Origin of the sequence: Pseudomonas sp. ICMP 10191 (genome assembly GCF_001467335.1) — a bacterium.
In the GTDB taxonomy this organism is placed as follows: Bacteria; Pseudomonadota; Gammaproteobacteria; order Pseudomonadales; family Pseudomonadaceae; genus Aquipseudomonas; species Aquipseudomonas cerasi.
This window is the reverse complement of record NZ_LKGW01000113.1, coordinates 176,544-202,345: the sequence shown is the minus strand read 5'-3', so window position 1 is coordinate 202,345 and position 25,802 is coordinate 176,544. Positions and strand designations below refer to the sequence as shown.

Annotated in this window: 16 protein-coding genes and 5 pseudogenes; 12 read left to right on the top strand and 9 right to left on the bottom strand. The window is 58.0% G+C overall.

Annotated features, from left to right (window positions below; genetic code table 11):
* Positions 1-90: 90 nt before the first annotated feature.
* Positions 91-2,463, top strand: a complete 2,373-nt coding sequence (gene bamA / locus AO388_RS15670; protein ID WP_058416705.1) for an outer membrane protein assembly factor BamA — start codon at positions 91-93, stop codon at positions 2,461-2,463.
* Between the two features lie 119 nt (positions 2,464-2,582).
* The gene (locus AO388_RS15665) at positions 2,583-2,996 is read left to right on the top strand and encodes a hypothetical protein (RefSeq protein ID WP_058416704.1); all 414 of its coding nucleotides are present in this window, start codon (positions 2,583-2,585) and stop codon (positions 2,994-2,996) included.
* A 19-nt stretch (positions 2,997-3,015) separates the two neighbouring features.
* Here AO388_RS15665 and AO388_RS15660 read toward each other — a convergent pair whose 3' ends face one another.
* The gene (locus AO388_RS15660; RefSeq protein WP_058416703.1) at positions 3,016-3,915 is read right to left on the bottom strand and encodes a LysR family transcriptional regulator; all 900 of its coding nucleotides are present in this window, start codon (positions 3,913-3,915) and stop codon (positions 3,016-3,018) included.
* An 88-nt stretch (positions 3,916-4,003) separates the two neighbouring features.
* On the opposite strand from AO388_RS15660, the gene AO388_RS15655 reads away from it, so the two are divergent.
* Positions 4,004-4,804 (top strand): NAD(P)H-dependent oxidoreductase, encoded by an 801-nt coding sequence (locus AO388_RS15655; RefSeq protein ID WP_044309759.1) that lies wholly within the window; start codon positions 4,004-4,006, stop codon positions 4,802-4,804.
* Positions 4,805-4,886: 82 nt separating this feature from the next.
* On the opposite strand, the gene AO388_RS15650 is transcribed toward AO388_RS15655, so the two are convergent.
* Both AO388_RS15650 and AO388_RS15645 read right to left on the bottom strand, forming a co-directional pair.
* Positions 4,887-5,915, bottom strand: coding sequence for an alpha/beta hydrolase (locus AO388_RS15650; RefSeq protein ID WP_058416702.1), 1,029 nt, complete (start codon positions 5,913-5,915; stop codon positions 4,887-4,889).
* A complete protein-coding gene (locus AO388_RS15645) occupies positions 5,912-7,174 on the bottom strand; it encodes an MFS transporter (protein WP_058416701.1) in 1,263 nt (420 codons plus the stop codon). The genes AO388_RS15650 and AO388_RS15645 overlap by 4 nt, the downstream gene beginning before the upstream one ends.
* A 106-nt stretch (positions 7,175-7,280) precedes the next feature.
* On the opposite strand from AO388_RS15645, the gene AO388_RS15640 reads away from it, so the two are divergent.
* Complete coding sequence (locus tag AO388_RS15640; RefSeq protein ID WP_003363413.1) at positions 7,281-8,174, top strand: LysR family transcriptional regulator; 894 nt, start codon at positions 7,281-7,283, stop codon at positions 8,172-8,174.
* A gap of 15 nt (positions 8,175-8,189) precedes the next feature.
* On the opposite strand, the gene AO388_RS15635 is transcribed toward AO388_RS15640, so the two are convergent.
* Positions 8,190-9,302: an XAC2610-related protein gene (locus tag AO388_RS15635; protein ID WP_058416700.1), complete on the bottom strand. Its 1,113-nt coding sequence runs from the start codon at positions 9,300-9,302 to the stop codon at positions 8,190-8,192.
* Positions 9,303-9,460: 158 nt separating this feature from the next.
* Between AO388_RS15635 and AO388_RS15630 the strand changes: the two are divergent.
* From AO388_RS15630 to AO388_RS15620, 3 genes and pseudogenes are all read left to right on the top strand, one after another.
* Positions 9,461-10,758 (top strand): annotated as a pseudogene (locus AO388_RS15630) (mechanosensitive ion channel family protein).
* A 525-nt stretch (positions 10,759-11,283) separates the two neighbouring features.
* On the top strand, positions 11,284-13,404 hold the full coding sequence (locus AO388_RS15625) for an alpha/beta hydrolase domain-containing protein (RefSeq protein ID WP_058416735.1): 2,121 nt from the start codon (positions 11,284-11,286) through the stop codon (positions 13,402-13,404).
* Between the two features lie 16 nt (positions 13,405-13,420).
* Positions 13,421-13,683, top strand: a pseudogene (locus tag AO388_RS15620) (DUF1963 domain-containing protein); the annotation flags it as partial.
* A gap of 397 nt (positions 13,684-14,080) precedes the next feature.
* On the opposite strand, the gene AO388_RS15615 reads toward AO388_RS15620, so the two are convergent.
* Entirely contained in the window at positions 14,081-15,211 is a 1,131-nt protein-coding gene (locus AO388_RS15615) for a tetratricopeptide repeat protein (protein ID WP_236713910.1), read from the bottom strand.
* A 138-nt stretch (positions 15,212-15,349) separates the two neighbouring features.
* Positions 15,350-15,724 carry a hypothetical protein gene (locus tag AO388_RS15610; protein WP_046719085.1) on the bottom strand — a complete coding sequence of 125 codons (375 nt, stop codon included), beginning with the start codon at positions 15,722-15,724 and terminating at the stop codon, positions 15,350-15,352.
* A 560-nt stretch (positions 15,725-16,284) separates the two neighbouring features.
* Between AO388_RS15610 and AO388_RS15605 the strand changes: the two genes are divergently transcribed.
* The gene (locus AO388_RS15605) at positions 16,285-16,743 is read left to right on the top strand and encodes a GNAT family N-acetyltransferase (RefSeq protein WP_046719084.1); all 459 of its coding nucleotides are present in this window, start codon (positions 16,285-16,287) and stop codon (positions 16,741-16,743) included.
* A gap of 50 nt (positions 16,744-16,793) precedes the next feature.
* Positions 16,794-16,969, top strand: a pseudogene (locus AO388_RS29660) (DUF3757 domain-containing protein); the annotation flags it as partial.
* 56 nt (positions 16,970-17,025) lie between these two features.
* Here the strand turns inward: AO388_RS29660 and AO388_RS29655 are convergent.
* Both AO388_RS29655 and AO388_RS15595 read right to left on the bottom strand, forming a co-directional pair.
* Positions 17,026-17,103, bottom strand: a pseudogene (locus tag AO388_RS29655) (DUF1349 domain-containing protein); the annotation flags it as partial.
* Positions 17,104-17,852: 749 nt separating this feature from the next.
* Entirely contained in the window at positions 17,853-18,428 is a 576-nt protein-coding gene (locus tag AO388_RS15595) for a DUF1349 domain-containing protein (protein WP_058416699.1), read from the bottom strand.
* A gap of 234 nt (positions 18,429-18,662) precedes the next feature.
* Here AO388_RS15595 and AO388_RS15590 point away from each other — a divergent pair.
* A pseudogene (locus tag AO388_RS15590) lies at positions 18,663-18,911 on the top strand (BRO-N domain-containing protein); the annotation flags it as partial.
* A gap of 78 nt (positions 18,912-18,989) precedes the next feature.
* The gene (locus AO388_RS15585) at positions 18,990-19,724 is read left to right on the top strand and encodes an SDR family NAD(P)-dependent oxidoreductase (RefSeq protein ID WP_003314465.1); all 735 of its coding nucleotides are present in this window, start codon (positions 18,990-18,992) and stop codon (positions 19,722-19,724) included.
* Between the two features lies 1 nt (position 19,725).
* Here the strand turns inward: AO388_RS15585 and AO388_RS15580 are convergent, their stop codons facing one another.
* Entirely contained in the window at positions 19,726-20,604 is an 879-nt protein-coding gene (locus AO388_RS15580) for a carboxylate/amino acid/amine transporter (RefSeq protein ID WP_058416698.1), read from the bottom strand.
* A 267-nt stretch (positions 20,605-20,871) separates the two neighbouring features.
* Between AO388_RS15580 and AO388_RS15570 the strand changes: the two genes are divergently transcribed.
* Complete coding sequence (locus AO388_RS15570) at positions 20,872-25,704, top strand: M10 family metallopeptidase C-terminal domain-containing protein (protein ID WP_058416697.1); 4,833 nt, start codon at positions 20,872-20,874, stop codon at positions 25,702-25,704.
* Positions 25,705-25,802 lie beyond the last annotated feature (98 nt).

Sequence of the window (25,802 nt, the reverse complement as noted above, 5' to 3'; positions counted from 1 at the left end):
GCAGCCAACAGCGCCCGCCGGACCGGCCCTTTCTGGCGTGTCATCGGCAGCGCTCAAATGCCTTTGTCGCAGCTTTCTGGAAAGGGTTTGATGATTTCTTCGCGTCTGCTTCTATCGTTCTGCCTGTTATTCAGCGTCCCGCTGGTACACGCCGATACTTTTGCCATCTCGGACATCCGCGTCAACGGCCTGCAACGCGTATCTGCCGGCAGCGTATTCGCTGCGCTGCCGCTCAATGTCGGCGATCAGGCCGATGAGCAGCGTCTGGCCGACGCGTCGCGCTCACTGTTCAAGACCGGTTTCTTTCAAGACATCAACGTTGCACGCGATGGCAATGTGCTGGTGATCAATGTAGTCGAACGCCCTTCTATCGCCAGTATCGAGATTGTCGGCAACAAGGTCATCAGCACCGACGACCTGATGAAGGGGCTCAAGCAGTCGGGGCTCAGTGAGGGCGAGATATTCCAGCGCGCCACGCTGGAGGGCGTGCGCAATGAACTGCAACGGCAGTATGTCTCCCAGGGCCGCTACAGTGCCTCGGTCGATACTCAGGCGCTGCCTGCACCACGCAACCGCATCGCCCTGAAAATCACCATCGACGAAGGGACGGTGGCGTCGATCCAGCACATCAACGTGGTCGGCAACACCGTGTTCTCCGATGAACAACTGGCTGATCAGTTTCAGCTCAAGACCAGCAACTGGCTGTCGTTTTTCAAGAACGATGACAAGTACGCCCGCGAAAAACTTTCCGGCGACCTGGAACGACTGCGCTCCTGGTACCTGGACCGCGGCTACATCAACATGGATATCAACTCGACGCAGGTATCGCTGACACCTGACAAGAAAGGCGTGTTCATTACCGTCAACATCACCGAAGGCGACCGGTACACCGTGGGCAGCGTCAAACTGGGCGGCGACCTGAAAGTGCCGAAGGACCAGCTCGAACAACTGATTCTGGTCAAACCGGGTCAGGTGTTTTCACGCAAGGTCATGACTGACACCACCAACCTGATCACCCGTCGTCTGGGCAACGATGGCTACACATTCGCCAACGTCAATGGCGTGCCGAAAGCCAACGAGGCCAATCACACCGTCGATATCAGTTTCGTGGTCGACCCCGGCAAGCGCGCCTACGCCAACCGCATCAACTTTCGCGGCAACACCAAGACCGCCGATGAGGTGCTGCGTCGTGAAATGCGTCAGATGGAAGGCGGCTGGGCCTCGACCTACCTGATCGACCAGTCGAAGGTGCGCCTGGAGCGTCTCGGTTTCTTCAAGGAAGTGAACGTCGAAACGCCAGCGGTCCCCGGCACCGACGATCAGGTGGACATCAACTACGCCGTCGAAGAACAAGCCTCGGGCAACATCACTGCCAGCGTGGGCTTTTCGCAAAGCGCCGGGCTGATACTGGGTGGCTCCATCTCGCAGAACAACATCCTCGGCACCGGCAACTTCGCCAGCCTTGGCATGACCCGCTCCGAGTACCAGACCAAGTACAACTTCGCGTTCACCAACCCGTACTTCACGCCTGACGGGGTGAGCCTGGGCTACAACGTTTTCTACAACGCGACCGACTACAGCAAGTACTACGACGATGACGACGAGGTCTCCTACTATTCGCTCAACAGCGTGGGCGCCGGGGTCAACCTCGGCTATCCGATCAGCGAAACATCGCGCCTGACCTACGGGCTGTCGATCCAGCGTGACACCCTCGACGCCGGCAGCTACAGCGCTGACGAGATCTACGACTTCATCGAGCGCGAAGGTGATGCGTTCACCAACCTCAAGGCCAGCGTCGGCTGGTCGGAATCGACCCTCAACAAAGGCGTACTGGCCACCCGCGGTCACTCGCAAAGCCTGACCCTGACCAGCACCGTGCCGGGCAGTGACCTGCAGTTCTACAAACTCGACTACAACGGCCAGACCTTCCTGCCGCTCAGCGACACCACCTCGCTGCGCCTGCATACCAAACTCGGCTACGGCAACGGTTACGGCGATACCGACGGCCTGCCCTTCTACGAAAACTATACGGCGGGCGGCCAGGCCACCGTGCGTGGCTTCAAGGACGGCACGCTGGGGCCACGCAATACCCCCGCCACCGGCACCTACGCCAGTCAGGGGCAGATCTACTATTCCGACCGCGACACCGAAGCCCTGGGCGGCAACATCCTGGTCACCGGCGGCATGGAATACCTGTTCCCGATGCCCTTCGTCAAAGACCAGAAATCCCTGCGCACCTCGCTGTTCTGGGACTTCGGCACGGTTTACGCGGACAAGTGCTACCTGACCACCACGCAGAACTGCGGCAACATCAATATCGACCAGATGGCCAGTTCGGTCGGCGTCGGCGTGACCTGGTACTCGCCGCTCGGCCCCCTGAGCTTCGACCTCGCCGTGCCGATCAAAAAGCCCGAAGACGCCGAGACCCAAGTGTTCCAGTTCTCGCTGGGCCAGACCTTTTGAGGCGGACCTTTTACAGCATGAACAAGGCGGTCTTTACCCAGCATTACCTGGCCCGGACCGCGCTTTACATCCCGTCGTTGAATACTGCCTGCACTACTCATCAGGTCAGGAGTCGTTACATGAGCCGCGAAGTCAGACAGATCACCCCCGATGTGCAGGAAATAATCCAGCACGCCTTGCGCTCACTGCTGGGCAAAGGCTTCGTCATCGCGCTGTTCGGCAGCGAGGATGCAACCGGGGCCATGCACTACCACCTGCGTATCGACCACGACGCCACGGGGCTGGGCATCGAGCATCACGACAACGTCGAAGACGGTTTCATCGACGATATCTTCATGCTCGCCACCCGCATGAAAGCCATGCTCAAGCACCGCGAAACCCTGTCTCGCATGCACGGCGGCAGCCAGGCGACGGGGCAGGTCCGGCTGCTGACCTGGATCACCGAGGACAGCAGCCAGACAGTCATGCAAACCGCCGAGGCTGCGGGGCGCGAGTGTTTGAGTGCGTTACGCGAACGCAGGCTGCGGGCTTGAATCATGAGCGCCGCACGGCTCAATCAATGGCCGAAGCCATCAGTTCTCGTAACCACATATGAGCCGGATCACGGTGCAAACGCTCAGGCCACAGCATGAGCATTTCAAACCCGGGAATCGAAAGCGGCGGTTCCTGAACCACGAGCGTCAGCTGGGCGCGCACCAGCCGTTCGGGCACCACTGCAACCAGGTCGCTGCTGGTCAATGCAGACACCAGCGAGCCGAAATGCGGCGCCGACAACACGACCCGTCTGCTTAACCCCTGCGCCGCCAGGGCCTGATCGGTGCTTCCGGCGAACCCGCCGCCGTTGGGAGACATGACCGCATGCTCCAGCTCACAGAAACGCGTCAGCGATACGGGCTGCGCAAAATCCGGATGATCATGCCGGGCAGCAAGCACATAACGTTCATGGATCAACGACCGCTGACGCAGCTTGGGCGGTGCCTCATCGCGGGTGTGCAACGCCAGATCCAGTCGACCGCTTTCGAGATCCGCGGCAAGGCTGACCGGGTGCTTGTTCAACAGGGCCAGGCGCGTACCCGGAGCACTGCTGCGCAACCTGCCGAGCGACGGCCATATCAACGCGATGGTCGCGTAGTCGCTGGCGGCCACGCGCCAGGTGTGATCGGCCCTTGCCGGATCGAAATCCCGACCGGGCAGCAAAGCGGACTCCAGCGCTGCAAGCGCCTGCCTGAGCGGTTCGCGCAGTTGTTCAGCCCGCGCAGTCGGGGTCATGCCCCGCGGTCCCGGCAACAGCAATGGATCATCCAGTACCTGCCTCAGCCTGCCCAATTGCAGGCTGACCGTCGGCTGAGTCAGGTTCAGCCGATGCGCCGCGCGGGTCACGTTCTGCTCCGAGAGCAATGCATCCAGCGTGATCAGCAAATTGAGGTCGATACGCCGCAAGGTATTGTTCATGCACATACCCAGTGTTTGGGAGATTGATTTCCAGCATACCCGATCGAGTCTGTAGCGTTGCCTCATGACAGACAAACCGGAGCCCCTCATGAACGTACTTATTGTCTACGCCCACCCCGAACCGCGCTCGCTGAATGGGTCGTTGAAAGACTTCGCAGTCGATCATCTGCAGAGCAAAGGCCATCAGGTGCAGGTGTCCGACCTTTACCAGATGGGCTGGAAGGCGACAATCGACGCCAACGATGCACCTGGCCTTGAGAGCAGCAGCCGCTTTGACCCTGCCCTTGAGTCGCAACGCGTATTTGCCGCCGGTATTCAACCGCCGGACATCGAGGCCGAACAGGCCAGATTGCTCTGGGCAGACGCCGTCATATTTCAGTTTCCGCTCTGGTGGTTTTCGATGCCGGCGATCATGAAAGGCTGGATAGAGCGGGTGTACGCCTGTGGCTTCGCCTACGGCGTGGGCGAGCACAGCGACCAGCACTGGGGTGATCGATACGGTGAGGGAACGCTGGCAGGCAAGCGCGCCATGCTGACGGTGACCATGGGTGGCTGGGAGTCCCACTACAGCGAGCGTGGCGTAAACGGAGCGCTGAACGACGTGCTCTTTCCTATCCAGCACGGCATCCTGTTCTATCCAGGCTTCGAGGTGCTCGCGCCCTTCCCCGTGTACCGGGCAGGCAAAGTGGACAGCGCAACATTTGCCCGCATTTGCGCCGACTACGGCAACCGCCTGGATACCCTGTTCACCCTTGAGCCCTTGCCGTTTCGCAGGCAGAACGACGGTGACTACGAGATCCCGGCGCTGACATTGCGTCCTCATCTTGCAGCGGGTCGGCAGGGGCTGGACATTCACCTTCGCGATGAGGATGAGCCTGCGGATCTTTAGGTAGATTTGAAACCACCAGTGACCGATAACAAAAAAGCCCTGCTTGTGCAGGGCCTTTTCATGCGTAGCGCTTTCAGGCGGATTACTTCAGGTTGTTCTTGAAAAACTCGCCCAGCTTGTCGAACGGGATCAGATCGACCCGATCGTAAAGATCCACATGCCCGGCCTCTGGCACGATGATCAATTGCTTGGGCTGGCCGGCCAGTTTGTACGCTTCCTCGCTGAACTCCAGCGAGTGCGCCTTTGAACCGGCGATGAACAGCATCGGGCGTGGCGAGATGGTCGCGATGTCGTTGAACGGATAGAAGTTCATGAACTTGATGTTGCTGGTCAGCGTCGGGTGAGTGGTCAGTTCGGGGGACTGGCCTTCAGGCGTGAACTCGCCCCGTGGCGTGCGATAGAAATCATAGAACTCGCGTTCGATCGGGCCGGATGTGTCAGTCAGTTTGTGTACGGTGCCGCTGGTGTAGGCCGTATCACCGCCGCTGTATTCCACGTCGCGCTGCAGTGCCGCCTGCTCGATGATCTTCTTGCGCTGCGCCAGCGTCTGCGAGTGTTTCAGGCCGTTGCGGTTGGCGGCGCCCATGTCATACATGCTCACCGTGGCGATGGCTTTCATGCGCGGGTCGATCTTCGCGGCACTGATGACAAAGCTGCCGCTGCCGCAAATCCCCAGAACGCCGATTCGTTTTTTGTCCACGAAGGTCTGCGTGCTCAGGAAGTCCACTGCGGCGCTGAAGTCTTCGGCGTATAGATCGGGGGAAACGGCGTTACGTGGCTGGCCTTCGCTCCCGCCCCAGAACGACAGGTCCAGCGACAAGGTGACAAACCCTTGCTCGGCCAGTTTCTGCGCGTAGAGATTGGCGCTTTGCTCCTTCACCGCCCCCATCGGATGGCCGATGATGATGGCCGGAGCTTTAACGTTCGGGTTCGAGCCTTTGGGTATAAACAGGTTGCCCGCGACTTTCATCTTGTACTGGTTGTTGAACAGCACTTTTTGCGCAACGACCTTGTCGCTTGTGTAGAAATTATCGGCACCGTGAGACATGTCTGCTCCTGTCGCAGCGTATGAGCTGATTAAAAGCCCAAGCATCAAAAGAATCTTTTTCATGGCGTGTTACCTCTTTGATAAATTGACCCGCGTTTATCTGCCCGGCCCTGACCGGTGTTGCTTTCCTGCAGGGACGCGTTGTCGCGTGCCGTCCAGGCCAGCGCGGCCGAACACGCCAGTAACACGCCACCGAATGCGAACGGGCTCCACCAACCGAGGCTGTCGAACAGCGCGCCACCGATGCCGGCACCGGCGGTGATCGCCAATTGAATGGTCGCCGCCATCAGGCCGCCGCCTGCCTCGGCATCGTCGGGCAGCGTGCGGCTCAACCACAGGCCCCAGGCGACCGGTGCAGGTGTGGCAATCAGCCCCCAGACGGCAAGCACAATGGCGACGGACTGAGGTGAATGGCCCAGGCCGGTCAGCGCCACGGCCAGCACCGCCATCAGCAACGGAATGGCGATCAGGCAGGCATACAGGCCTGTGTGCAGCAGCCTGCCGATCAGGTAGGTGCCGACCAGCCCGCTGGCCCCCAGCGCCAAAAGCATCAGGGACAACGTGTTGACGCTGACCCCGGTGATCTCTTCCAGAAACGGGCGCAGGTAGGTGAAGACGGCGAACTGGCCCATGAACAGCAACAGGATCGCGCTCATGCCGACGGCCACTTGCGGGTTGCGCAGCAGGCGGAACGGATTGCGTGCCCGGTTGTTCGGCTGACTGCGCATGGCCGGCAGGCTCAGCCACTGCCAGGCAAACGCCAGCGCCGCGAGCGGGATAACCAGGAAAAACGCCCCGCGCCAACCGATGTACTGGCCCATGAAGCTGCCCAATGGCGCGGCGACCGTCGCCGCCAGCGCATTGCCGCCGTTGATCAGTGCCAGGCCCTTGGCGACCGATTGCTTCGGCACCAACTTCATCACGGTAGCGGTCGACATCGACCAGAAGCCGCCAATGGCAATCCCGAGCAATGCACGGCCTGTCATGAACAACCAGCCGTTGGAGGCCAGCGTGACGATCACCCCAGACACCAGCAGCAACAGGCTGAAGCCCAGCAGGACAGGCTTGCGATCCAGATGCCCGGTCAGTGGCGTGTTCAGCAGACTGGTCAGCACGGCAAAAAAGCCGGAGATCGAAATCGCCTGCCCTGCCTGCCCCTGGCTGATGCCGAGGTCCTGCGCGATGGGTGTCAGCAGGCTGACCGGCATGAACTCTGACGCAATCAGCACCACCACACACAGCGCCATCGAGAACACGGCGCCCCAGGCTGGCGGATGAGTGGTTATTTCGGACTGCTTCAGAGTTGAATCAAATGCTTGCATGCGTCCTGACCTGGCGACGTTAAAAATGAGTCGGCACAGGTTAGGGCAAAGGTATTAGCATGATTAGACACCACAATTTATACGCGCTTGTGAGAAGGATTCAGTAATGAGCACACCCAAACTTAATGATCTGCAAGCCTTCCTGCAGGTGGCACGCGATCAGAGCTTTACCAAGGCCGCGACCAGACTGGGCGTTACGCCTTCAGCCCTGAGCCACACCATGAGGGGCCTTGAAGAGCGCATGGGCCTGCGCCTGCTGGCGAGAACCACCCGCAACGTGGCCCCGACCGAGGCTGGCGAACGGCTGATGCGCTCGATCGGGCCGCTGCTGGATCAGATTGCCGCAGAAGTCGAAGTGCTGGGCGAACTGCGCGACAAACCCGCCGGCACCATTCGCATTACCTGCTCCGATGACGCCGCAGAAGGCATCATCCGCCCGATGCTTGCAGGGTTTCTGGCGCAGTACCCGGATATCCAGATCGAGATCTGCATCGACTACGGCTTCACCAATATTGTCAGCGAACGTTTCGATGCGGGCATCCGTCTGGGGGAGTCCATCAGCAAGGACATGATTGCCGTGCGCCTGGGGCCTGACTGGCGCTTGTCAGTGGTCGGCTCGCCGGCCTACTTCGAGCGACATCCCGTCCCGCTGCAGCCTCAGGACCTGACTCAACACACCTGCATCAACATCCGTCACTCGCCAAACGGCAGTTGCTACGCCTGGGAGTTCGAGAAGGACAGCCGCAAGCTCAACCTTCGAGTCAACGGGCAATTCACGTCGAACAGCATGATCCATGTGCTCAACGCCGCACTGGACGGCGTGGGCCTGGCCTACGTGCCGGACTCCATGGCCGAACCGCACATCGCCAGCGGCCGCCTGAAAGAAGTGCTGGTCGACTGGAGCCCTTACTTCGAAGGTTTTCACTTGTACTACCCGAACCGGCGACAAGCGTCGCCGGCGTTCAGCGCGTTTGTTGAGGCGGTGAGGTATCGGGGCTAGCACCCCGCCGCCTTATTACTGCGCGGCCTTCAACGCATCCGCGACCTTGTTCAGCGAACCTTGAGCAGGCTCGGCAAGCAGTTTCAGGTCGGTGGTCTTGCCACGCACCACCACTTGCATGGCGGTGGGCGCACCCTTTGCGTCACCCACGATCCGGTAAACGGTGTCGCCGCGCACAAAGCTCAATACGTGACTGGCAGCGTCGTACTTCAGTTGCTCACCGTCAGCCTGGGGAAACAGCAGCCCGACCTGATTCTTGCTGTCCACGGCCGCGTAGAAGACCGGGCTTGCGTCCCCTGAGCGGAACAACACAATGCGCTTGCCGGACGGCGCGAGCCTGAACGACAGAAGAATCTCACGCTGCTGGTCTTCCTCCCAGACGATGCTGGTGGTGTGCGTCATCTTGCCATTCTGATTGCGACTGACTGTTTCAGTCGGCAGTCCCGACCCACCGGTATGGTCAAGGACCGTCTGCGTTTCCAGAACCGGCTCGCCATTACGGATGCTGTACGTAGACATCTGGTGCCAGCAGCAACCGTCCTTGGTCATGGTCTCGATCTTGCGGGCTTTCTCATCCACGCTGAACAGGCCGCAGTTGTTTTGCGCCAGTTCGGTGAACGAATCGCTGTGCCGAAAACCATCGGCCGTGCCGAGAAAGACCTGATACGAGGGGCCGTGATAGCAGCTGTTCTGCCCGTCCATCAAGGCCAGATCCTTGATGCCATCGAAGTTGAAATCCTGATAGATCAGTACGCTTTGTTCGCCATAGGGCAACTCGTGCACGTTGGTTTTGACCTTGCCGGTTTTCGGGTCAGTGCCGAGCACCAGTTCGTCGGACTGCACGCGGATCAAAGCCGCACCGCTGGCCTTGTCGTACACGTTGATCACGCCGGGACGAAACACATCGTCCTTGGCTGAAATATCCAGCGTCGCACGGTATTTATCGGAAAAGTCCTGCAGGGCGTAGTTCTCCCGGGGCGAGCCCGCGAACCCTGCAGCGTCCATTTCACCGTAGGTCGGTAACGCGCCGGCGGCACTGACCAGTGTCGACGAGGCCAGACCGACCAGTACCCACAAGGCCTGCAACCAGAGACGTGACGCACAGCGTTGAACGATGGATAGGTGCAAGACGCAACTCCTTTGATAATGAGCGACGAGTCTACTTCAGCGATCGATACAATTTGAAATCATTGCCCAACGTACACTTCGTGCTCACGGGCCGCCCTGTCCGACCCGGTAAATGTTCTAATCACGCCCCCTCTTCGCTTAACGGGCCCGATGCTTTTATGGATATTCACTCGCTTTGGCTCAAGACCCAGGAAATCTGGGACATGCTCGACCAGCATCCGTGGGTACGCACCGGGCTGGCGCTGATCCTGTTGCTGACCGCCGCACTGGTGCTTGGCCGCGTGGCGCGCTTTCTGGTGCTGTACGCCGTCAGGATGCTCGGCCGTCAGCCGTCCCTGCACTGGGTCAACGACTTCCGCCACAACAAGGTCTTTCACCGACTGGCGCAGATGGTGCCGTCACTGGTCATTCAGTTCGGCCTCACGCTGGTCCCAGGCCTGAGCACTGCGGGCCGGAACGTGATCGGCAACATCGCCATGGCGTTCACCATCCTGTTCATGACATTAGCCATCGGCACCCTGCTCAACGCCCTGCTGGACATCTACGCGCGCACCGAACACGCCCGCACGCGCTCCATCAAGGGTTACGTGCAACTGTCGAAGATGATCCTCTACGTCTTCGCCGGGATCATCATCGTCGCCACCCTGATCGACCGTTCGCCCCTGCTACTGCTGTCCGGCCTCGGCGCCATGTCGGCGGTCATCCTGTTGGTCTACAAGGACACCCTGCTCTCCTTCGTCGCCAGTGTGCAGCTGACCAGCAACGACATGCTGCGCGTCGGCGACTGGATCGAAATGCCGCAGGTCGGCGCGGATGGCGACGTGGTGGACATCACCCTGCACACCGTCAAAGTGCAGAACTTCGACAAAACCATCGTCTCCATCCCCACCTGGCGCCTGATGTCCGAGTCGTTCCGCAACTGGCGCGGCATGCAGCAATCAGGCGGACGGCGCATCAAACGCAGCCTGTTCATCGACGCCAGCGGCGTACGCTTCGTGCGCGACGATGAAGAACAGCAACTCATGCAAATCCACCTGCTCACCGACTACATCGGCCGCAAACAGGCCGAATTGCTCGCCTGGAACCAGGCACAAGGCAACGTCGCACAAATGTCCGCCAACCGCCGGCGCCGACCAACATCGGCACCTTCCGCGCCTACGCCCTGGCGTACCTGAAGAGCCACGTCGACATCAACCCGAACATGACTTGCATGGTTCGCCAGCTCGAACCCACCTCACAAGGCATCCCGCTGGAAATCTACTGCTTCACCCGCACGACGGTGTGGGTGGAGTACGAGCGGATACAGGGGGATATTTTCGATTACCTGATTACGGTGATGCCGGAGTTCGGGTTGAATTTGTATCAGCAGCCTAGTGGGGCGGATATGCGGGTGGGGTTGCGGGGGGAGGTTCGGCACCAGACTGCAGATACGTTTCCTAAAGAACGTTTAGGCTGAGGAGTACACTCAATGCAAAAAATGAAGCTGACTTGAGACTTACCTATGTGCAGACGATTCGGAGGCGAAAGAATGCTTCGCCGTATCCCCGCCGCCTGACCTCACCCGCAGGGGCTTGGCCAGTACAAGAGCGCTGTTTTTCGTCCATAAGGAGTGCTATATCTAATCGAGAATTTGGGTGTCTAGTTGCGGCAATTTTCGTGCTACTCGCTGTTTTCCAGCGGCAACTGATTGGTTGGATTGATGTCGACGGATTCTGGTTTTTGGTCTTTCTTGTCGCAGTGATCACGGGCCGCTTGAGCCTGTACGGCTACAGGAAATCGCTAGGTCGGAAAGACAGTCTTGATACTCGTCGTTGGTGGGATATCTTTTGATCTAGGAAACGCACGTCTGCGTTCGGAACGCTTACGATTCATGATAACCGAGCTACCTGCGGGCTATGCTTGAAGCCTTTTGATCTGTACAAGCATTGCTATCAGCGCATCAAAAACCATCCATAAAAAAAATGACAAATTGGGGGTAAGGATGAATCGCCTATTTCATGCTGCAGCGTTTGCAAGCTCAATGATGATCGTTGCAGCACCCGCCCAAGCCCGTATCACACAGTTGGAGATCCTGCGGACCGAACCCGCTTTCGGAGGCGAAAGCTTCGGGAATACAGGGGCTTACGAACGCGTCTTTGCGCGCGCTCATGGTGAGTTAGACCCAGGAGCGTCTGAAAACAAGATTATTCAAGACATCGAACTTGCCCCCCGTAACGGGCGTGGGATGGTCGAATACACGACTGATGTTGCAATCCTGCGTCCCGCTGACGTGGCCAAATCGAATGACATTCTTCTATTCGACGTGCCAAATCGCGGCTCTAAGCGCGCGATGTTATTGTTCAACGCTGATATGCAGGGTAGTCCAGCAGCGTTCAACAACTTCGAAGTCGCCGGGGACGGTTTTTTACAGCGCCAGGGTACGACGCTGATCGCGTTTGCCTGGCAGGGGGACGTTGCACCGGGCGACAACCGCATGATGGTGCAATTGCCGACGGCCATAAATACTGATGGGGCGCCGGTAACAGGTGTGGTGCGCAGTGAGTTGACCACGCTCTCACCGACCGCCAGCCTTAACCTGTCCGCAGGTTGGTTCACCTCCACGCCGCCTCATACAAGCTACAAATCTGTTGAAACCGACAACACCAAAGTGCTCGCAGATGGCTTTCGTCCGACGTTGACGGTGCGTTCGCGGGCAAATGCGCCCCGACAGGAAATTCCAGTGAATGACTGGAGTTTTGGCGATTGCAACACGCCAAGCGAAACCCAGATATGCCTACCCGCAGGTTTTCAGCCCGGTAAGCTTTACGAGCTGATTTACCGGGCCAAGGAACCGACGGTAATGGGTATTGGTTTTGCGATCGCACGGGATGTTGGTGCGTTTTTCCAGCAGGCTGAGCATGACGATACCGGTGTGCCCAACCCTGTAGTGCATGGGCCCAAGGTCAAGTCGATTATCACTGGCTCATCACAATCCGGCCGATTCATCCGCAGCATGATCGCACTGGGTTTCAACCGCAGCGAGGAAGGTCATCGAGTCTATGATGGTGCGATGCCGCATATCGGTGGCGGCCTGATGCCGCTCAACATCCGGTTTGCTCAGCCTGGCCGGGCTTGGGGCCAGCAGGTCGATCATGACTACCCTGCTTACGATTTTCCGTTTACCTATGGCCGGGAAACCGATCCGATTACCGGACGCTCGCAGGGTTTGCTGGATCGCTGCAACGATAACAACACCTGCCCTCTGATATTCCACATGGCAACGGCCCTTGAACTTTGGGAGGGACGCCAGTCGCTTGGCCTTACCGACCCACTCGGCTTGCGCGATACACATGAACCGGAAAACGTCCGCACTTTTATTATGGCAAGTACACAGCATGCCCCGCCGTCTTTGCCACTCCCGGTTAACCCACCCTTTGGGCTTTGCCAGGTTCAATCAAATCCAAACCCACACACCTGGACAATGCGCGCAGCGTTCATCAACCTCGTTGGCTGGGTTCGTGATGAGACAACACCGCCCGCTTCGATAAAGCCCTCTGTGGCGGACGGCACACTGGTGCCGGCGGACAGGGTCAGTTTCCCGCTCATCCCCGCGACCAATTATGGCGGCGTCACGCGCCCCGCGCTCCGCTACACCGGTGCCGTCAACAGCCTGCAAGTGCTTGATTTTGGAACTGGTTTTCGTCCCGAAGACAGCTCTGGCATTCTCACAAACGAGCCGCCGAAATCGGGGGTCGGCAGTTACGGCCTCTTGGTACCTCAAGTGGATGCAGACGGAATTGATGTGGGTGGCGTTCGGGATGTGTATCTAGGCGCTCCCATCGGAACTTACACGGGTTGGAATACCTTCCGGCCCGAATTTTTTGATGGTGGCTTTTGTAACTTCCAAGGCAGCTTCCTCCCGTTTGCCGCGACGAAGAAAGAGCGAATCGTGGCCGGAGACCCTCGCCTTTCCCTGGAGGAACGCTACCCCACGAAAGAGGCTTATGTGTCTGCAGTGAGTAAAGCTGCAGACTCGCTGGTTGAGGCGCGGATGCTGCTTCCTGAAGATCGTGAGCGGCTTGTGAAGGAGGCGCAGGAGAAAGGTGTGCGTGTAGGGCCTTGAGCAGGGGTGATCGGCGGACCTTGAGCAAGAGATATTGAAGCTGGAAAGCACGGGCGCATACAAAGCTATTACGACCTGATCACCCACACCTACGAACACAAAATCGGTGGCTACTCCTCGTTTTGCCAATCAGGGGTGGATCCCGACAAAGGCTTCGAATTTGTGTTCCAGATTTCGTCGGACGCGAAGATCAACCTGAACGTAATCGACAGCGGCAGCCTGATGTTCTGGAAGAATGTCGAAACGGGGAAGTGGGCGCTTTATTATGATTTTTACTAAAGGCAGGTATGCAGTTCGCGTAGGCGATGAGCTCAGTGATGGCCGCTATGGGTCGATAGTAGCCCCTCCCCGACGATCCCTCCCAATAACTGCTGGCCTTCAGGTGCCTAAAGAAATCGTTTTCGTAAACTTGGGAGACGACATACCAGAAGCGGACCTTGGGCACCCTGCATATAATTAGCTAAAGAGAACTGATTACACGCTGAGTAAAAAAATGAATCGTTATAAAAATCAGCTAGTAAAAGCTCAAAACAAAGAGGCCAGCGTTGAACTGGGACCTGCAGCAACGATAAATATCCATTAGAAGGCTGACTGGCTGAAGCTGGCTGCTGAGTCTGTTGAAAGAGGCTTCTGTGTCCTCTGAGGGCTTTCCAAGTGTCTCAAGCACCAGCGGCATTCACGAGTTGGGTGGAGTAGTAACCTCCGTTACATCACCTTCTAGTTCGCTTAAACCCTTAGGGTTCGAATAAAGGGCTTCCCAGACAGATACGTCAGCCAGTTGCTGCACCGAAAGCGCTTTTTCTTCCTCTTTAAGCTGCACACGGAGGTCCTCTGCCATATTGTTTGGTAGCTCGCGTTTCAGCGCCACACGCAATAGCCCGCACGCCTTGACCTTGTTACGTTCGAAACCCTGCCCATTATCGAGATGAAAGGCGAGTGCGACAATTGCGGGCGCGCTTCCTTGTTTTGCGGCCTTTAAAAACCAATGGTTCGCCAGCGAGTAATTGAACGCGACATCACCGCCACTGCTGTATAGGTAGCCAAGGACGAATTGAGCGTTAACCCTGCCTTCCTCGGCAGCACGGGTATACCATTGCAATGCGGCGGAAGGATTTTTGGGAACACCAGTGCCATGTAGAGTGGACGCTCCCAACATTTCGTATGCAAGGCTGTTCCCGGAGTTGGCCGCTTCGGTGAGCAGTTTCACTGCGTGTTGAGGATCTACCTGAGTACCTTTGCCATAGAAATACAGTGTAGCCAGAAGTGGTTTGGCCTCCGCATCGCCTTGAGCACTTGCCCTGCTGGCCCATTTGAAAGCTTCCTGATCGTCTTTTTCAACGCCGCTGCCGTTGAAATAAAGGGAAGCGAGCTTTTGTTGAGCTTTAACATGACCTTGCTCAGCGGCCTTGCTGAACCATCTCGCCGCTTGACCAAAATCTGTCTCAGTCGCTACGCCCGCAGTGATTGCGATGCCCATAAAATACTCGGCATCAGCGTTCCCGCGTTCGGCCGACTCAGTTACCCACTGAAGGCCTTTGGCTCGATCAATATCAACACCACGTCCATAGAAATGAATGAGGCCGAGCTTATACTGAGCAACAGGATCGCCATTTTCTGCGGCGCGTGAATACCAAACCATGGCTTTGCCAGGATTTTTGCCAACGACGAGTCCATCTTCATAGGCTGAGGCGATCAACACAGTGAGGCTATAGGGGCTACGCCAGAAAGTAATGCTGAGGGTGACAAAAACAAATGCTGCAACGCAAAGGTATAGAGCAACTAAAAACCGGCGCAATTTCAAATCCATCCTTGAAGCGTAGGCGTGGAGTTTATCGAAGCTTATGAGTGCTTTCCATAAACGTCCGCTTTTGGCCGAGAGCTGCCGCTAGTGCCAACAGTTATGTACGACTCGCGATGATGCCACACTTGGACGCAGTGCTTGCTCTCAACCTGGCCGAACAGCTGTCCACCCCTTGCCTGTACTCGACGATGTTTTATCACCTGCCATGCAAAAGCTCACCTGAAGTTCCTTCATTTTTGCAAGGACCTGAGGGCTCAGCGCTTGGCCGTACAATTGCGACAGTTGGGCACTGCGAGCGATTGACTCCTGATAGTGTCGGCTGGCCTCGGCTTCGCAGCTATCGATGTCGGCTTTGAAGGCGGCTTTCTGGGATTCGACATTCATTACCTGCTTTTCGAACCTGGTGCCTTCATAGCTTTGGCGGTTGTAGTCGATTTTGGCCGTTGGCGTAGGGGGTGTTGAGGCACATCCGCCAAGCATTACGGAAATGAGAGCGGCAATTAGGTGGGCTTTGCGCATGGTTATTCCTCGGGGTTACGGCTAGGCGATCAAGCATCATTAATCTGAGGATGGTATCGGCGCTGAGTGTCAGATTCTTGAGCATTTGCCTATACTCAAGGCAATCCAGTGTTTAACCTAGCCGCGACGCAGTTCGAGCTGTTGCTACTGGTATTCGGATGCTCTCGGCCGATACTGTTGAAAAAGTCGGTTTTCTCAAACTGCCAGCATATTGATCGGTGAAAGCGCCTTTTTGTACGCTGCCACGTGAAATCTGAATCCGAATACCTCTGCGCAGACTCTAGATTTTAAGCCCAGGCGCGTACTTTTCTGCTGTGAAAACCATTCCCGACTTTTTCAATAGATTCGATCAAAAGTGAACATTTGTCAGAGATTCCAGAAATCGTCAAGGTGGCGAGCTTCTTATTGGATAAGACCTATGCCTATCGTCAGCGCAACACGATATGCTTACCTGAAAAACGTTTTGACTCGTCTGCCCACCCAGCGGGCAAGTGACGCTACCAACTTGTTACCACATCGTTGGGCGCCCGTTTAATCAAAAACTACTCAAGGAGAAAGCTGTGGACTTACGGATAGAGATAAATGAGGCGCCTCAAGAGGCGGATTACCAAGCGATTTTGACACCATTGCGCGAATACAACCAAGTACAAACGGGGCTCATCGGAACTGAAAAACTTGCGATCTTAATCAAGAATGACGCGGGGGCTACGCAAGGTGGGCTATACGCAAAAATTTCTGGGCAGTGGTTATTTGTTGAGTTGCTGGTAGTACCTGAAGTTGCCCGAGGGCAAGGGTTGGGCGCAAAGTTGATGGACAAGGCGGAAGCTCTGGCGCGTGAGAAAGGCTGTCAAGGTATCTGGCTGGACACGTTCTCTTTTCAAGCTCCGGACTTTTGCCTCCGGCACGGCTTCAGCATATTTGGAGAACTTAAAGATTACCCGGTCGTTGGATACCACCGGTTTTTTATGCAGAAAAGATTTGATATCAACAAGCATAACGCCATTAATACTCAGCTTTGAGGCAATAACAGCAAAAAACTAAGCAAGGAGTGTTACCCGGACACTTACCCTACAACATCGGTGGGCGCGAGGCGCTGGACATGCGTTTCATCGCTAAAAACAATAAGTATTTCACTATAAAAACTGCAGGCAGTGCCTGGAAGAAAGAAGATGGGCCCTTTGGTCTTGTCTATAACGTGTGTGAAAAACATCAGCTGAAAACTGCAAGTTCACTGTCATTCAGTAACACGAAATAACCCTGTCGCTCTTCAGCGATCCTGCAATGGTTCGCTGAAGAGTCACTCACGTCAAATCATGCAAATCCTTGCCCAGTGCAGGCATGACCTCGAAATGAGAGAACACCACGTCCAGCGCAGCCCGTCGCTCGAGTGCTTAATACGCAGCACATGCTAGGCGTTGAGTATTCATCATCAACCCAGCGGGTCGTTTTGGTATAGGCCTGTTAAAGCCCACACTCCTTCCTTACAGGCTCGACCATGAGCGAAGCTGGCGGCTTCCCTGTCTGCCGATCTATCACCGCTAACGAACATTCGCCTTCGAAAGCTGACGGAGTCACCTTATAGGTCGCTCCCTCCTTAGGAATGAAGCTGCTGACGTTCAAACAGCTTATCTGCACCCAAGTCCGGTTGCGATCCTCTAGTCGTTTGACCCCTACAATGAGTGAATTCAGATAAATGCGTTTCTCCGGCTTAATTAGAAAGCGATTCTTTTCAGGGTCGGTTTGAGAGACACCACCCAGAGCGCCGGTCTCATCTGTGTCTTGGCAATGAGCATCGTAGTAAGCCCAGTACCCTTGGAACCCTTCGTGGAGAAAGTCAGTTTTACCCCACCCGGCCTCTATCGTGGCGTGGGGCTCCGTCAACTTAGCTTGCTGATAGTGGCCCACACATCCGGTAAGAAAAGCCAAGCAAAAAATCAGGACAGGTCTATTCAAGGTCACACCAAAGCAAAGAAGAAAAGCACATGAAGGTATCGACTGCTTATAGCTAAACTACAGCTGCTTTCTATAGAAAGTTAAGGCGGAGGAATCAGAACTATGCGCAACTGAAGTCCGAAGGTAGACCCACTCAGAGCCAGCAGAGGCCGGTAAGAGCCTACCGGTAAGCCACTCACGTCAGATCATGCAAATCCTTGCCCAGTGCAGGCATGACCTCGAAATGAGAGAACACCACCTCCAGCCCTCCCCGTTCCGGACTGCAGCACATTGGGCCTACGGCATAAGACTCACTCACGGGAAATGGAGCTAAGCGCAGCAGCGGCCAGCGCAGGCCGTCGCTGGAGTGCTGAATGCGCAGCACGCCCTTGGCGACGGTGACTCGCAGCCAGAGGCCGGATGACGAATCATCAAATACACCCGTGGCCCAATCGGATTGTCCGCAGGTTAGAACGCTGCCCAGCATCAGCGCTCCATCACTGACTTCAACACCGGTTTTGACCCAGTTGCGCTCGTCAATGCGAACCATCAAACCCGCCTGATCGTAAAGCGTCTTGAAGTCACCCTGCACATGGACTTGCGCAGTGAAATCACCGGTCACCGAAACACCTAGAAAATGACCCGTGTCACGGCAGAAGCCGTAGTGCGTCTGCTGCCAGAAATCGGTTTGCGGGTCTGTGGTGACTGTCAAACGCTCGTCCGTCACGCCGCATTGCCGGGGTTGGTTCAGCCAGATGCCTTTGTCGAACATGTTGCCTCCAGTGTAGGGTTGTCGAGGGTGATGGAGGCGTTACCTCATCTAACCCATGCAGATGGGCGCGCTTCAATAATAAACATCAACCGACAACACACTATCTGAACACAACCTAAAATCTAACGCATCGCAGCCGCCCCAAAAAATGCCGTTTCCTACGCTTCAGCCCCACACCTTTCCCCCCACACACCCCATTTCGAAGCCACCCTAGTCCTCCGTCACAGCCATATGCTGCGTCAGTGGCTGACGCATGAGGTGCTGACGACCTTGCATGATCAACAGAACGTCACGCTGGATAACCCCAGAATGAGCCAGCTGCAATGGCCCGGCACGTCGATGAGCGTGCTGCACTGGCGCAGTGAAACCTGGATTCGCTTGCGCGACATGCCGAATGTGGTGGCCGAGGCAGCTCCTCGTCCGAAGCGGCCGTTATGGCGCAGGGTGTTGAAGCGCATCAACACAATGCGCACTGCCGCCTGACCGGTACTGCCTGAACCCCGTTGACACCCCTCCCACCAAAAAACATGATGCATCCACCCTAAAAACCGGAACGCACTCATGAGCGACAAGAAAAAGCTGTTGCTGACTGGCGCAAGCCGGGGTATCGGTCATGCCACGGTCAAGCATTTCAATGCCGCTGGCTGGGAGGTGTTTACCGCGTCGCGGCAGAATTGGGTCGCTGACTGCCCGTGGGCTGAAGGTCTGCTCAACCACATTCACCTGGACCTGGAAAACATCGACAGCGTCAGCGAGAGCATGGCGGCGATCAAGGACAAGCTCGGCGGGCGGCTCGATGCGCTGGTCAACAATGCCGGCGTTTCCCCAAAGACCGAGGACGGCGGGCGCATGGGGGTGCTGGAGTCGGATTACAGCACCTGGATCAAGGTGTTCAACGTCAATTTGTTCTCTACCGCGCTGCTGGGTCGGGGTTTGTTTGACGAGTTGAAGGCAGCCAAGGGCAGCATCATCAATGTCACCTCGATCGCCGGCTCAAAGGTCCACCCGTTTGCAGGCGTCGCCTACGCCACGTCCAAGGCGGCACTGTCGGCGCTGACCCGGGAAATGGCCTTCGATTTCGGCCCGCACGGGATACGGGTCAATGCCATTGCGCCGGGTGAAATCGATACGTCGATTCTGTCACCCGGCACCGCCGAGATTGTCGAGCGGCTGGTGCCGATGCACCGGCTGGGCAAGCCCGAGGAAGTCGCCTCGCTGATCTACTTCCTGTGTACGGCTGGCGCGTCCTACGTGAACGGCGCGGAGATTCACGTCAACGGCGGCCAGCACGTCTGACTCAACGTGTGCCGGAAACGCTCTCCGGCACGCGCCGCACGCCCAGGCGGCTGATCCACACCGACGCCACGATCACCCCGCCGCCGATCAGCAGGCGGGTGAAGTCCTCATGCTGGTTCCAGATCAACAGATTGATCAACAGCCCCAGCGGCACATGCAGGTTATTCATCACCGCCAGGGTGCCGCCGTTGACCATGCACGCGCCTTTATTCCACCAATACATGCCCAGCGCCGTCGAACACAGGCCGAGAAATAGCAGCACGATCCATTGGGTCGGCGCTTCGGGCAGGTGTTGCGGGTTACCGAATATCAGGAACGCCGGCAGTACCACGGCCAGTGCGCCGAGGTAGAAGTAGCCGAAGCGTCGGTAATGCGGCAGGTCGCTCGGATAGCGCGCCACCAGATGCTTGTACAGCACCTGCCCGGCGGCGTAGGTGAAGTTGGCCAGTTGCAGCAGCAGGAACCCGCCCAGGAAGTCGCCGTCCAGGCCATCGTAACGAATCACGCCAGCGCCCAGCACCGCGACCGCCGCCGCCAGCAATGCCCAAGGGTTGAAGCGTCGGTTCAGCGCGTCTTCGATCAGGGTCACGTGCAAGGGCGTGAGTATGGTGAACAGCAGCACTTCCGGCACCGTCAGCACCCTGAAACTCAGGTACAGGCAGACATAGGTCACGCCGAATTGCAGCGCGCCGATCAGTAGCATGCTGCGCAGGAAGCGGGGTTCGACCTGGCGCCAGCGGGTCAGCGGAATGAATACCAGACCCGCCAGCACCACGCGGATCAGTACCGCGAAATAACTGTCGACGTGCCCGGCCAGATAGACACCGATCAGGCTGAACGAAAACGCCTGAATCAGTGTGACGAAAAGTAGATAACCCATGCCCGCCCCCCATTTTTGAAGGGCGCGACCATAGCGGTTGCGTCACTCACTGTCCACTCGACGGCCGCCAATTTTTGACGCCAACCCGTCGCCGCGCTCCGCGTTACCCGTCACAAATATGACAGTCGCATTATTGACGTACATGTCGTCGGTTTCGACGAAAATATAGCCTATATCGGCAACTTTTCCACAGAAAAAGGTCTTATCATCTCGACGCTGCAATATTGACTCATTTCATCCACATTCGTCGTCGCCTGGAGTAACACCATGATATTCAACACAAAAGACTTCGGAGCAGTGGGCGACGGCGTCACTGACGATACAGCTGCCATTCAGGCCGCAATCGATGCGGCGGCTGCGGCAGGCGGCGGTGAAGTGGTCATGGGGGCCGGCACATACATCGTGTCCGGTGGCGAAGAGCCTTCTGATGGCTGCCTGATGCTCAAGAGCAACGTCACCCTGTCGGGTGCAGGCATGGGCGAGACGGTCATCAAGCTTGCGGATGGCTCGGACACCAAGATCACCGGCATCGTGCGCTCGGCCTATGGCGAAGAAACCCACGACTTCGGCATGAAGAACCTGACGCTGGACGGTAACCGGGACGCCACCACCGGCAAGGTGGACGGCTGGTTCAACGGTTACATTCCGGGCTCTGACGGCAAGGATTCGAACGTCACTCTCGACAGCGTCGAGATCAAGGATTGCTCGGGCTACGGCTTCGACCCGCACGAGCAGACCGTCAACATGGTGATCAAGAACAGCGTGTCGCATGGCAACGGCCTGGACGGCTTCGTGGCCGATTACCTGAGCGACAGCGTGTTTGAAAACAACGTTGCGTACGACAACGATCGTCACGGCTTCAACGTGGTCACCAGCACCCACGACTTCACCCTGAGCAACAACGTTGCCTATGGCAATGGCAGCACCGGCATCGTGGTGCAGCGCGGCAGCGAGAACATCCCCTCGCCCGCCAACATCACCATCACCGGCGGCGCGGTGTATGGCAACGCAGCAGAAGGCGTACTGATCAAGCTGTCCAGCCAGGTTTCGGTCAGCGGCGTGGACATCCACGACAATGGCAACGCCGGCGTGCGCATTTATGGCAGTTCCGGGGTGGATATCTTCGATAACACCCTGAGCAACAACGCGCTGGGTTCAGCGGTTCCGGAAATCATCATTCAGTCCTACGACGACACCACGGGCGTGTCCGGCAAGTTCTTCAGCGGCAGCGACAACCTGATCCGTGGCAACACGATCACCGGCAGTGACAACTCCACCTACGGCGTCGCCGAACGCAACGAAGACGGCACCGACCGCAACAGCATCGTCGGCAACACCATCAGCCACACCAGCAAGGGGCTGACCCTGGTGTATGGCGACGGCAGCTTCGCAGGTGATGCGTTCCCGCTGGTGACCGTCAATGGCACCGAGGCCAACGACGTCATCACCGGTGGCGCGGCCCACGAGCAGATCTTCGGTCTGGCGGGCAAGGACACCTTGAACGGCGGTGCGGGTGACGACATCCTGATTGGTGGTGCCGGAGCCGACAAGCTCACCGGTGGCGCGGGTGCCGACACCTTTCACTTCGATCAGTTGACCGACAGCTACCGTACAGCGACCACCAGTTCCACCGATCTGGTCACCGACTTCGATATCAGCCAGGACCGCATCGACCTGAGCAACCTGGGCTTCACCGGGCTGGGCAGCGGCAAGGGCGGTACGCTGAACATCAGCTACAACGCCACGCTGGACCGCACCTACGTCAAATCACTCGACGCCGATGCCAGCGGTAACCGCTTCGAACTGGGCCTGAGCGGCAACCTGAAAGACACGCTCAATGCCAGTCATTTCATCTTCCAGCATGTCGTGGAAGGCACGGCGGGCGGCGATACCCTGACCGGCACCGACGGCAATGACGTGATCAACGGCAACGCCGGTACGGACCGTATCGATGGCGGCGCGGGCGCCGACACGATCACTGGCGGAGCCGATGCCGACACCCTGACCGGTGGCGCGGGCGCGGACCTGTTCATCTACAACTCGCGTCTGGACAGCTACCGCAATTACACCGCCAGCGGCACCAAGCAGAGCGACACGATCACCGACTTCAACCCGGCCGAAGACCGCATCGACCTGTCCAGCATCGGCCTTCGCGGCCTGGGCGATGGCAGCGCCAACACCATCTACCTGTCCGTCAATGCCGACGGCAGCAAGACCTACATCAAGACCGATGCGGTCGACAGCACAGGCAATCGCTTCGAGATTGCCTTGCAAGGCAATCTGGCCGACAAACTGAGCGCGTCCAACTTCATCTTCTCCACCGCAGCCGCCGCCAATCAGGCACCAGTGCTCAATACGCCGCTGATGGACCAGAACATCACCGAGCTGAAGGCGTTCTCCTACGCTGTGCAACCCGGCAGCTTCAGCGACCCGGACAGCAACACGCTGACCTACAGCGCGACCCTGGCCGATAACAGCGCCCTGCCCGACTGGTTGAAGTTCGACAGCAAGACCCTGACCTTCAGCGGCACACCGGGCGGCACGGCATCGGGGCTTTACTCGGTATTGCTGACCGCGAGCGACGCCACCGGCGCATCGGTGGCCGACAGTTTTGCCATCAATGTGGGCAACGTCACGCCGGGGACCCTCACCGGCACCGAGAACGCCGAGGCGCTGTATGGCACCGAAGGCAACGACACGATTCTGGGCCTGGGCGGTGACGACACGCTGCGCGGCGATACCGGCGCCGACATCATCAACGGTGGCGCAGGACGCGACGCCCTGTACGGAGGAGCCGATGCCGACACGTTCGTCTACAGTGCACTGACCGACAGCTACCGCGATTACGACGCTGGCGGGCTGACCGCCACCGACACGATCTATGACTTCACCCCCGGCCAGGACAAGATAGACGTCTCCGCCCTCGGCTTTCTGGGGCTGGGCAACGGCGAAGATCACACGCTGTACATGACCCTCAACGAAACGGGCGACAAGACTTACATCAAGTCCGCTACGGCGGATGCCGACGGCAATCGCTTCGAAATCGCCCTGAGCGGCAACCTGATTAACACCCTGACCGATGCGGACTTCGTCTTCGGCCAGCGTGAGGCGCAGGAGATTCTCTATCTGCCGACGCTGGGCCAGTCCAATGCGCGCCTGCTGCGCATGACCGAAGACGATAACCAGTCCGGCACCTCGGAAATGGTCAAGGACCTGACCCGCTACACCGATTACGACGTGCGCAGCCAGTTCACCGACGCCAACGGCGATGGCATCGACCTCGCCGTGGGCGGCAGCACCGTGGTCGGCTACTCGACCGGCACTCAGGAAGAACAGCGTGTTTCTTGGTGGCTGGTCGACACCGATGAGCCGGGCCCTGCGCTGTTGCGCGCCACCGAGTTGCTCAAGTCGCAACTGGCGTCGCTGACCGCCATCGACAAAGTGACCACCGGGATCATCTGGGGTCAGGGTGAAGAAGCCGCTCAGGAAATCGCCCGCGCCACTGACAAGCAGGCGGCAGCCGAGCTGTACAAGGCCTCGACCCTGAAAGTGTTCGACTACTTGCATGCGCAGATCGGCGATTTCACCGTATACATCGCCGAAACCGGGCACTACCAGACCGACGCGGCCAAGGCCCGCGGCTACACCGATGAAAAGATCAACGCCATTGTCGAGGGTACCGGGTACGTCAGAAGCGTTCAGGAAGCCATTGCCACTGAGCGCGCCGACGTCAAGCTGGCGGTTGACTACACCGACCTGCCGCTGCGTTACGAGGTCAACCCGCTGGTTTACCCCGATGACGTCTGGCACTTGCATGAAGAGTCCGCCGAGATCGTCGGCCAGCGCCTGGCCGATTTCATCGCCGATGACCTGGGTTTCCACGGCAACGCCGTTGACAACAACGACCCGGCGGCCATTTTCGAGAGTGGCCAGAACGAAGGTGGCCACATCTTCGGCACCAGTGACGACGACACACTGGTCGGCAGTTCCGGCAATGACGTGCTGGACGGCGATCAGGGCGCGGATGACATGAGCGGCGGCGATGGCAACGACATCTATGTCGTCGACAACGCTTTCGATACCGTCACCGAAAGCAACGACTCGCCCTCGCAGGTCGACACCGTGGTGTCGTCTGTCAGCTGGACGCTGGGCGCCAACCTGGAAAACCTGGTGCTTACCGGCGTGTCTGCCATCAACGGCACCGGCAACGCCGTGAAGAACGTCATCATCGGCAATGCCAGCAACAACATTCTTGACGGTGCTGCAGGTGCCGACATGCTGACCGGCGGCGATGGATCGGACAGTTATTACGTCGACGATGCCGCCGACAGGGTGGTCGAAACCAATGCCGATGCACAGGTGGGTGGCGTGGATACGGTGTACAGCTCGCTGGCCACCTACACGCTGGGGGCCAATGTGGAAAACATCGTCATCAACAGTACCGGGGCCGCCAACGCCACCGGCAATGCCCTGGACAACCTGATTTACGCGGGCGCTGGCGACAACGTCATGGACGGCCGCGACGGCAATGACACCGTGTCGTATCTGTTCGCCACCGCAGGCGTCACCGTTGCGCTGAACACCAGCGCCCAGCAAGCCACCGGGGGTTCGGGCCTGGACACACTGAAATTCACTGAAAACCTGATCGGCAGCCAGTTTGCCGACACGCTGACCGGCAACAAGAACGCCAACACCCTGAGCGGCGGCGATGGCAATGACACCTTGTCCGGCGGTGCGGGTGATGACGTGCTGATCGGCGGGTCAGGCGCTGATACGCTGATCGGCGGCACCGGCGCGGACCACTACGTGTTCAACAGCATCACCGATACGGGCCTGGGCGGACTGCGCGACATCATCAATGGCTTCAAGACAGTCGAAGGCGACAAGCTGGACTTCTCCGGCTTCGATGCCCGACCGCTGACCGATGGCCACGATGCGTTCGTATTCATCGGCAACGCGGCGTTCAGCGCCAACAACAGCGGTGAACTGCGTTTTGCCGACGGTGTGCTGTACGGCAATATCGATGACAACGTCGGCGCGGACTTCGAAATCCAGCTCACGGGCGTGCAAACGCTGCAGGCCGCCGACATCATTGTCTGATCGTCCCAAAGCACATAACTCATAAAAAGCCCTGGAAACGGGGCTGCACCCTCAGAACATCAGCAAGAGCGACCGGGGTGAGTACCATCCCCCGCAAC

Excerpts from the sequence above, each read along its gene's own strand:
- bamA (WP_058416705.1), top strand. The coding sequence starts at position 91 with ATGATTTCTTCGCGTCTGCTTCTATCGTTCTGCCTGTTATTCAGCGTC.
- AO388_RS15665 (WP_058416704.1), top strand. The coding sequence starts at position 2,583 with ATGAGCCGCGAAGTCAGACAGATCACCCCCGATGTGCAGGAAATAATC.
- AO388_RS15660 (WP_058416703.1), bottom strand. The coding sequence starts at position 3,915 with ATGAACAATACCTTGCGGCGTATCGACCTCAATTTGCTGATCACGCTG.
- AO388_RS15655 (WP_044309759.1), top strand. The coding sequence starts at position 4,004 with ATGAACGTACTTATTGTCTACGCCCACCCCGAACCGCGCTCGCTGAAT.
- AO388_RS15650 (WP_058416702.1), bottom strand. The coding sequence starts at position 5,915 with ATGAAAAAGATTCTTTTGATGCTTGGGCTTTTAATCAGCTCATACGCT.
- AO388_RS15645 (WP_058416701.1), bottom strand. The coding sequence starts at position 7,174 with ATGCAAGCATTTGATTCAACTCTGAAGCAGTCCGAAATAACCACTCAT.
- AO388_RS15640 (WP_003363413.1), top strand. The coding sequence starts at position 7,281 with ATGAGCACACCCAAACTTAATGATCTGCAAGCCTTCCTGCAGGTGGCA.
- AO388_RS15625 (WP_058416735.1), top strand. The coding sequence starts at position 11,284 with ATGAATCGCCTATTTCATGCTGCAGCGTTTGCAAGCTCAATGATGATC.
- AO388_RS15615 (WP_236713910.1), bottom strand. The coding sequence starts at position 15,211 with ATGGATTTGAAATTGCGCCGGTTTTTAGTTGCTCTATACCTTTGCGTT.
- AO388_RS15610 (WP_046719085.1), bottom strand. The coding sequence starts at position 15,724 with ATGCGCAAAGCCCACCTAATTGCCGCTCTCATTTCCGTAATGCTTGGC.
- AO388_RS15595 (WP_058416699.1), bottom strand. The coding sequence starts at position 18,428 with ATGTTCGACAAAGGCATCTGGCTGAACCAACCCCGGCAATGCGGCGTG.
- AO388_RS15585 (WP_003314465.1), top strand. The coding sequence starts at position 18,990 with ATGAGCGACAAGAAAAAGCTGTTGCTGACTGGCGCAAGCCGGGGTATC.
- AO388_RS15580 (WP_058416698.1), bottom strand. The coding sequence starts at position 20,604 with ATGGGTTATCTACTTTTCGTCACACTGATTCAGGCGTTTTCGTTCAGC.
- AO388_RS15570 (WP_058416697.1), top strand. The coding sequence starts at position 20,872 with ATGATATTCAACACAAAAGACTTCGGAGCAGTGGGCGACGGCGTCACT.